The 9,383-nt window shown below is 44.0% G+C and carries 5 protein-coding genes, 1 tRNA gene and 2 rRNA genes (1 of these 8 only partly in view); all 8 read left to right on the top strand.

Features of this window, described 5'->3' with window-relative positions; translation table 11 throughout:
* The first annotated feature begins 1 nt into the window (after nucleotide 1).
* Nucleotides 2-547, top strand: coding sequence for a hypoxanthine phosphoribosyltransferase (gene hpt / locus IGJ45_RS00910; protein WP_003129132.1), 546 nt, complete (start codon nucleotides 2-4; stop codon nucleotides 545-547).
* A 73-nt stretch (nucleotides 548-620) separates the two neighbouring features.
* Nucleotides 621-2,705: an ATP-dependent zinc metalloprotease FtsH gene (ftsH, locus tag IGJ45_RS00915; RefSeq protein ID WP_438768649.1), complete on the top strand. Its 2,085-nt coding sequence runs from the start codon at nucleotides 621-623 to the stop codon at nucleotides 2,703-2,705.
* Nucleotides 2,706-2,963: 258 nt separating this feature from the next.
* Entirely contained in the window at nucleotides 2,964-3,845 is an 882-nt protein-coding gene (hslO, locus tag IGJ45_RS00920; RefSeq protein WP_156248238.1) for an Hsp33 family molecular chaperone HslO, read from the top strand.
* 3 nt (nucleotides 3,846-3,848) lie between these two features.
* A complete protein-coding gene (gene dusB / locus IGJ45_RS00925) occupies nucleotides 3,849-4,859 on the top strand; it encodes a tRNA dihydrouridine synthase DusB (RefSeq protein WP_409531388.1) in 1,011 nt (336 codons plus the stop codon).
* Nucleotides 4,860-4,954: 95 nt separating this feature from the next.
* Nucleotides 4,955-6,448 (top strand): lysine--tRNA ligase, encoded by a 1,494-nt coding sequence (gene lysS / locus IGJ45_RS00930; protein WP_081131809.1) that lies wholly within the window; start codon nucleotides 4,955-4,957, stop codon nucleotides 6,446-6,448.
* 673 nt (nucleotides 6,449-7,121) lie between these two features.
* Nucleotides 7,122-8,681, top strand: a 16S ribosomal RNA gene (locus IGJ45_RS00935).
* A 79-nt stretch (nucleotides 8,682-8,760) separates the two neighbouring features.
* Nucleotides 8,761-8,833, top strand: a tRNA-Ala gene (locus IGJ45_RS00940).
* 172 nt (nucleotides 8,834-9,005) lie between these two features.
* Nucleotides 9,006-9,383, top strand: a 23S ribosomal RNA gene (locus tag IGJ45_RS00945) (it continues 2,537 nt past the right edge of the window).
* The 16S and 23S rRNA genes sit together here with 1 tRNA gene alongside, the layout of an rRNA operon.

Genomic DNA, 9,383 nt, shown 5'->3' on the forward strand with positions numbered 1-9,383 from the left:
TATGTTAGACAAAGATATTGAGAAAATTTTGATTACTCGTGAAGAGATCCAAAATCGTTGTTCTGAACTAGGTAAAGAACTGACGGAAATCTACAAAGATAAGAATCCATTGGTTGTTGGCGTATTAAAAGGAGCTGTTCCTTTTATGGCAGACATCGTCCGAGAAATGGATTGTCATTTGGAATTGGACTTTATGGATGTTTCTAGTTATGGGAACGCGACAATTTCTTCTGGCGAAGTGAAGATTTTGAAAGATTTGGATACAAATGTCGAAGGCCGAGATATGCTGATCGTAGAAGATATTATTGATAGCGGTCGCACATTAGCCTATCTAGTAGACCTATTTAAATATCGCAAAGCAAAGTCGGTTAAAATCGTGACATTGCTAGACAAACCAGAAGGACGTGTGGTGAAAATCGATGCCGACTATATTGGCTTTGATGTACCGAACGAATTTGTGGTCGGCTATGGATTGGATTACGCGGAACAATACCGTAACCTCCCTTATGTGGGTGTCTTAAAACCAAGCGTTTATCAATCAAATTAGTGACTGATCTAAATCAGTTGTGATACAATTAAATGGTCAGGATTGATAAAACAAAATAGCCAAGGAGGTACGCATGAATAAGAAAAATAACGGTATGATCAAAAATACCTTATATTATGTACTTGTCTTGTTAGCAATGGTCATGGTCGTCTATTTCATTTTTGGAAATGGCAATCAGCAAACGCCAACAATCGAGTACTCAACATTTACGGAGCAGCTGAAAGACGGAAAGGTCAAACAGTTTACTGTTCAGCCTGCTAACGGTGTTTACCGGATCGTCGGTGAATACAATGCCGAACAAACCGTCAGCAATGACAATGGGCTTTCCGTACTAGGAAGCACGCAAGCAAGTACGACACGTTTTACAACGATCATTTTGCCGAATGACTCGACATTGAGCGAGGTTACGACATTAGCAAAGGATCAAGGGGTTAAAACAACGATCGAAGAAGAATCGAACAGTGGTGTTTGGTTATCGTTGCTGATTAGTTTCTTGCCAATCGTAATCATCATTTTCTTCTTCTATATGATGATGAGCCAGCAAGGCGGCGGTGGCGGCCGTGTCATGAACTTTGGAAAATCCAAAGCGAAAGAGGCCGACAAAAAAGCCAATCGCGTTCGTTTCTCTGATGTAGCGGGTGCTGAAGAAGAGAAACAAGAATTAGTCGAAGTGGTCGAATTTTTGAAAGATCCACGACGCTTTGTCGAATTAGGTGCGAGAATCCCAGCTGGTGTGCTGCTAGAAGGACCTCCAGGGACAGGGAAAACATTGCTAGCAAAAGCGGTTGCCGGAGAAGCTGGCGTTCCGTTTTACTCTATCTCAGGCTCAGACTTTGTGGAAATGTTTGTCGGGGTCGGAGCGAGCCGTGTCCGGGATCTATTTGAAACAGCCAAGAAAAACGCACCGGCCATCATCTTTATCGATGAAATCGATGCGGTTGGGCGCCAACGTGGTGCCGGCATGGGTGGTGGACATGATGAACGTGAGCAAACGTTGAATCAGTTATTAGTTGAAATGGATGGATTTGATGGCAATGAAGGAGTTATTGTTATTGCAGCAACCAACCGTTCCGACGTGTTAGACCCAGCCTTGTTACGTCCAGGTCGTTTTGACCGACAAATTCTTGTTGGCCGTCCGGATGTTAAAGGCCGTGAAGCTATTTTACGAGTTCACGCACGGAACAAACCGTTGTCGGATGATGTGGATTTGAAAGTCGTAGCACAACAAACACCTGGTTTTGCCGGTGCTGATTTAGAGAATGTCTTAAATGAAGCTGCGCTAGTCGCTGCCCGTCGCAATAAAAAGAAAATCGATGCCTCTGATATTGATGAAGCAGAAGATCGGGTAATCGCAGGACCTGCGAAGAAAGATCGTGTCATCAATAAAAAAGAACGCGAAATGGTTGCTTACCATGAAGCGGGTCATACGATCGTCGGTTTAGTCTTAAGCCGTGCCCGGGTCGTTCACAAAGTAACGATCATCCCTCGGGGACGTGCTGGCGGTTACATGATCGCATTACCTAAAGAAGATCAATTCTTAATGACGAAAGAAGATATGTTTGAACAAATCGTCGGATTGCTTGGTGGACGGACAGCAGAAGAAATCATTTTCGGCGTTCAATCAACCGGAGCATCCAATGACTTTGAACAAGCAACAGCTTTAGCTAGAAGTATGGTCACAGAATATGGTATGAGCGACAAACTAGGTCCAGTTCAGTATGAAGGCAATCATCAGGTCTTCGTCGGTCGTGATTATGGTCAAACCAAAGCTTACTCAGAACAAGTTGCTTTCGAGATCGATCAGGAAGTACGCCGTATCTTGATGGAGGCACATCAAAAAGCACATGAGATCATCGAAGAACATCGTGCGCAACATAAATTGATTGCCGAAAAACTGCTTGAATATGAAACATTGGATGCAAAAGCAATCAAGTCATTGTTTGAAGAAGGCAAAATGCCTGCTGGAACTGAGAATTCAGAATATCCAAGCGAAAAAGCTCAAACTTTTGAAGAAGCAAAACGCGCTTTAGAAGAGAAAGATGCTGAAAAGCAAGCTGCTGAGAAAAAAGATTTTGATCAGCAAGTAGACGAACTTCGTCACAATAATGAAAACCACGAAGCTTCATCTCAAGATAAAACAGAGGACGGTCAAGAGTAGTCGTTCAATTATCAATAGGTGATTAGCTATCGTAAAGACTAGGGACTGTGTCATAAGTCAAAACAAGAGAACAGATTCGAATGAGGTTCGGACCCGTTGCTTGTTTTACGGCTTGTGCCGCAGTTCTTTTTTTGTTAACAAATCGAGAAATAAACCGACAGAAAACATTGGCTTTTCTCTAAAATGGTGGCATTCAGTTGAAAAAAAAACAAGTTCCTAGTATGATTCACTAATGAACGAAATAAAGGAGCATAAACAATGGAAGATTACTTAGTAAAAGCATTAGCTTATGATGGTTTTGTTCGTGCCTATGCAGTGTCTGCAACAAGAACTGTTAGTGAAGCACAACAACGTCATGATACTTGGAATACAGCATCAGCAGCGCTAGGCCGCGCTATGGTTGGAAGCCTGCTTTTGGGCAGCACGTTAAAGGGTGATGACAAATTAACGGTCAAAATCCAAGGGAACGGACCCGCTGGAGCAATCATTATTGATAGCAATGGTCGTGGAGATGTCAAAGGGTACATAAAAAATCCGCATATCAGCTTGCCGCTAAACGGACAAGGAAAGTTGGATGTGCGAGGAGCAGTAGGAGATCAAGGAATCTTTACTGTAATCAAAGATTTAGGGTTGAAAGAACCGTTTTCTGGACAAACACCTATTGTCTCTGGAGAATTGGGAGAAGACTTCACTTATTACTTAGCAGTTTCTGAACAAATCCCTTCGGCCGTTGGATTGAGTGTGTTAGTTGATACCGATGATTCTATTCGAACAGCCGGTGGTTTCTTGCTGCAGATCATGCCGGGAGCAGATGAAACGGTTATTGATTCAATCGAGAACCGCCTGCAAGAATTACCACGAGTGTCATCATTGCTGGATGAAGGGAAATCGCCTGAAGAAATTTTGACGGTATTGTTGAATGACACCAAAGTCGAAGTGTTAGAAAAAATGCCTGTTCAATTTCGATGTGATTGTAGCAAAGAAAAATTTGCGACAGCGATCATTACATTAGGCGCGGATGAAATACAAGAAATGATGGATGAAGATCATGGTGCAGAAGCTGTTTGTTCATTCTGCGGTAATAAATACCATTTCGATGAACAAGAACTTGCTGGATTAAAGAAAGAAGCTGAGGCATAGAAGATGGCGATACACAGCTGGAAAATCGGTAATGTCGAAATCCCTAATCGAGTTGTCGTTGCGCCTATGGCAGGAATAACCAATGCGGCGTTTCGCGTAACGGTCAAAGAATTTGGCGCAGGCTTAGTCGTCTGTGAAATGATCAGTGATCGGGGAATCCAACTACGAAACAAAAAAACATTAGAAATGCTTTATATAGATGAAACAGAACATCCTTTAAGCTTGCAAATTTTTGGTGGGAATAAAGAGTCTTTGGTCGAAGCGGCTCAATTTGTCTCAGAAAATACAGCAGCAGATATCATTGACATCAATATGGGGTGTCCGGTAAATAAAATCATTAAAGCGGAGGCTGGTGCAAAGTGGCTATTGGATCCAGACAAAGTCTACGAAATGGTGCATGCAGTAGCTATGGCAATTGATAAACCGGTCACAGTCAAAATGCGGATCGGTTGGGATGATGAACATATTTTCGCTGTCCAAAATGCGCAAGCTGCTGAAGCGGCAGGTGCAGCGGCGATTGGGATGCATGGCCGCACGAGGGTCCAAATGTATGAAGGAGCGGCTAATTGGTCGGTATTAAGAGAGGTGAAGCAAGCAATTTCGATCCCTTTTATGGGGAATGGAGATGTTCGGACACCAGAAGATGCCAAACGAATGCTGGAAGAAGTCGGCGCAGATGCTGTCATGATCGGACGAGCAGCATTGGGGAATCCGTGGATGATCCATCGTACAAAACATTATCTTGAAACGGGAGAGCTGATCGCCGAACCTACTCCACGGGAGAAGATCGCTACAGCCAAACTTCACTTGGAAAGACTTGCTGATTTAAAAGGTGAATTTGTTGCTTCTCGAGAGTTTCGGCAGCATGCTGCCTACTATTTAAAAGGCATTTCACGGGCAGCTAAAGTCAAAGCGGCAATCAACCAGACAGAGAATAAGCAAGCGATTATTGATCTGTTAGATGCATTTGTAGAAAAGACAGAAAAACAACCTGTCGGAAATACTCCTGAGTAAAGTAAAATCAAGTCGATCTTGAACTTCGGCTTGATTTTTTGTGGCATCATTGGCATTATAAGAAGGAAACCCAAGTTAAGAATGGAGGAAAACTCGTGACAGAGGAACGACAAAAACAAGAAGAATTAAATGATCAAATGTTGGTTCGCCGTGAAAAGATGGAAAAATTACGGGAAGAAGGCATTGATCCCTTTGGCAAGCGCTTTGAACGTACGCATAATTCTGCCGAGTTGCATGAGTTATTTGATCAACGAACAAAAGAAGAGTTAACAGAGATGAATCTTTCTGCAAGTGTTGCTGGACGAATGGTGACGAAACGTGGTAAAGGGAAAGCTGGCTTTGCACATTTGCAAGATCGTGATGGTCAGATTCAAATTTATGTCCGCAAAGATCAAGTAGGTGACGAACCATATGAAGGATTTAAGCATGCTGACTTAGGTGATTTCTTTGGTGTCTCAGGGGAGATCATGAAAACTGATACGGGGGAAGTAACGATCAAAGCAAAAGAAATCGTTATTTTGTCTAAAGCGTTACGCCCACTTCCGGATAAATACCATGGTCTGACCAACATCGAGCAACGTTACCGTCAACGTTATCTGGATTTGATCAGTAATAAAGATAGCTTTGACCGATTCATGAAACGCAGCCAGATCATCAGTGAGATTCGTCGCTATTTGGATGGTCATGGCTACATTGAAGTGGAAACGCCTGTTTTGCATAATCAAGCGGGTGGGGCAGCAGCTCGTCCATTTATCACTCATCACAATGCGTTAGATATTGATCTATACTTGCGAATCGCGCTTGAGTTGCACTTGAAACGATTGATCGTAGGTGGTATGGAGAAAGTCTACGAAATCGGCCGGGTCTTCCGTAATGAGGGGATTGATACTACCCATAATCCAGAATTTACTATGTTAGAAGCTTATACAGCCTATACAGATTTCAAAGATGTTATGGATCTAACTGAGGGAATTATCCGCAATGCAGCAGAGAAAGTTTTAGATTCTGCTGTGATTACTTATGATGGACAAGAAGTCGACTTGGCGAGTGATTTTGCCCGTGTGCATATGGTCGATGCTATCAAACAACAAACGGGTGTCGATTTTTGGAAAGAGATGACAATCGAAGAAGCACATGCTTTAGCAAAAGAACACCAAGTGGAAGTCACTCCAACGATGACAGTAGGACATGTTATCAATGAATTCTTTGAAACGTTTGTTGAAGAAACCTTACAGCAACCGACCTTTGTTTATGGACATCCGGTAGAAGTCTCACCTCTAGCGAAGAAGAATCCAGAGGACCCTCGATTTACAGATCGTTTTGAACTATTTATCGTAGGCCGGGAGTTTGCTAATGCTTTTACCGAATTAAATGATCCAATTGATCAAAGACAACGGTTTGAAGCACAAGAAAAAGAACGACAAGAAGGAAACGATGAAGCTCATGGAGTCGATGAAGACTTCCTTGAAGCGCTAGAATACGGCATGCCGCCAACCGGTGGTTTAGGGATCGGGATCGATCGTCTAGTCATGCTGTTGACAGATGCACAATCGATTCGCGATGTGCTGTTATTCCCAACAATGCGTTGATAATTCATAAAGAGAGACACACGGGTGTTTACTTGTGTGTTTCTTTTTTTACCAGTAGTTCCCTCCAAAATGACTAACAAGAAAAAAACAAGGGAGAAACTCACTGCTAAATGGAGCGAAAACGAATTAAAAACGAACGATGAATTCATTGGATTGTAAGAATGAACGCCTTTGAGAAATTACGAAAATAAGAGAGAAAGTTATTGACCTGACAGCATTTAGTTGGTATATTATTACATGTGCCAAATGACAAAAATCATTTCTAAAAGAAAATGAAAAAAGTTATTGACGCCAGAACCAACAGATGATATTATAACGAAGTCGCAAATTTAAGAAATCAATTTGATGCTGATGCAGCAACAAAAAAGATTAAAAAAGTTGTTGACAAATAACAATTCATTTGTTATTCTAATGGAGTCGCTGATGATGCACAGGAAGTTGTTGAATAAACACTTTCGAAAAAAACTTTTAAAAAAGAGTTGACATTCACTTGTTGATCTGATATGATTTAAAAGTTGCTAACGCAGCGCAGTAGACCTTTGAAAACTGAACAAAGCAAGCAAACGAACCAATGTGTAGGGCGCTTCATTTATGAAGCAAAATACATGCAAGCAATAGCTAGCAAAGTTAATTTTATTTGAGCTTAACGATCCTATGGATCGTTCAAACAAATCATTATGAGAGTTTGATCCTGGCTCAGGACGAACGCTGGCGGCGTGCCTAATACATGCAAGTCGAACGCTTTTTCTTTCACCGGAGCTTGCTCCACCGAAAGAAAAAGAGTGGCGAACGGGTGAGTAACACGTGGGTAACCTGCCCATCAGAAGGGGATAACACTTGGAAACAGGTGCTAATACCGTATAACACTATTTTCCGCATGGAAGAAAGTTGAAAGGCGCTTTTGCGTCACTGATGGATGGACCCGCGGTGCATTAGCTAGTTGGTGAGGTAACGGCTCACCAAGGCCACGATGCATAGCCGACCTGAGAGGGTGATCGGCCACACTGGGACTGAGACACGGCCCAGACTCCTACGGGAGGCAGCAGTAGGGAATCTTCGGCAATGGACGAAAGTCTGACCGAGCAACGCCGCGTGAGTGAAGAAGGTTTTCGGATCGTAAAACTCTGTTGTTAGAGAAGAACAAGGATGAGAGTAGAACGTTCATCCCTTGACGGTATCTAACCAGAAAGCCACGGCTAACTACGTGCCAGCAGCCGCGGTAATACGTAGGTGGCAAGCGTTGTCCGGATTTATTGGGCGTAAAGCGAGCGCAGGCGGTTTCTTAAGTCTGATGTGAAAGCCCCCGGCTCAACCGGGGAGGGTCATTGGAAACTGGGAGACTTGAGTGCAGAAGAGGAGAGTGGAATTCCATGTGTAGCGGTGAAATGCGTAGATATATGGAGGAACACCAGTGGCGAAGGCGGCTCTCTGGTCTGTAACTGACGCTGAGGCTCGAAAGCGTGGGGAGCGAACAGGATTAGATACCCTGGTAGTCCACGCCGTAAACGATGAGTGCTAAGTGTTGGAGGGTTTCCGCCCTTCAGTGCTGCAGCAAACGCATTAAGCACTCCGCCTGGGGAGTACGACCGCAAGGTTGAAACTCAAAGGAATTGACGGGGGCCCGCACAAGCGGTGGAGCATGTGGTTTAATTCGAAGCAACGCGAAGAACCTTACCAGGTCTTGACATCCTTTGACCACTCTAGAGATAGAGCTTCCCCTTCGGGGGCAAAGTGACAGGTGGTGCATGGTTGTCGTCAGCTCGTGTCGTGAGATGTTGGGTTAAGTCCCGCAACGAGCGCAACCCTTATTGTTAGTTGCCATCATTTAGTTGGGCACTCTAGCGAGACTGCCGGTGACAAACCGGAGGAAGGTGGGGATGACGTCAAATCATCATGCCCCTTATGACCTGGGCTACACACGTGCTACAATGGGAAGTACAACGAGTTGCGAAGTCGCGAGGCTAAGCTAATCTCTTAAAGCTTCTCTCAGTTCGGATTGTAGGCTGCAACTCGCCTACATGAAGCCGGAATCGCTAGTAATCGCGGATCAGCACGCCGCGGTGAATACGTTCCCGGGCCTTGTACACACCGCCCGTCACACCACGAGAGTTTGTAACACCCGAAGTCGGTGAGGTAACCTTTTTGGAGCCAGCCGCCTAAGGTGGGATAGATGATTGGGGTGAAGTCGTAACAAGGTAGCCGTATCGGAAGGTGCGGCTGGATCACCTCCTTTCTAAGGAAATAGTACGGAAGACTACACATCGTTTGCCTTTGTTCAGTTTTGAGAGGTCTACTCTCAAAGATAAATACCCGGGGCCTTAGCTCAGCTGGGAGAGCGCCTGCTTTGCACGCAGGAGGTCAGCGGTTCGATCCCGCTAGGCTCCATTAACGACAGAGGTCGTTAAGTTTGTTCATTGAAAACTGGATATCGAAGAAAATCAAAACAAGTAACACACACCGAGTTGACAAGTTAAAGAGTTTTTTAATAAGTTCAACGCTTATTTTCTTGAGCAACCTTCTATCGCTAGAAGAAGTACTCAGCGACCGTAAGGTCAAAGGTTAAGTGAATAAGGGCGCACGGTGGATGCCTTGGCACTAGGAGCCGATGAAGGACGGGACTAACACCGATATGCTTTGGGGAGCTGTAAGTAAGCTATGATCCAGAGATTTCCGAATGGGGGAACCCAGCATCTTTTATAGGATGTTACACAGTTGTGAATACATAGCAGCTGTGAGGTAGACGCAGAGAACTGAAACATCTAAGTACCTGCAGGAAGAGAAAGAAAATTCGATTCCCTGAGTAGCGGCGAGCGAAACGGGAAAAGCCCAAACCAACAAGCTTGCTTGTTGGGGTTGTAGGACTCCGATATGGTAGTTGAAACAGATAGTCGAAATACTTGGAAAAGTATGTCAAAGAGGGTAAAAACCCCGTAGA

Source organism: Enterococcus sp. DIV0574 (assembly GCF_051711125.1).
Taxonomy (GTDB): Bacteria; Bacillota; Bacilli; order Lactobacillales; family Enterococcaceae; genus Enterococcus_D; species Enterococcus_D gallinarum.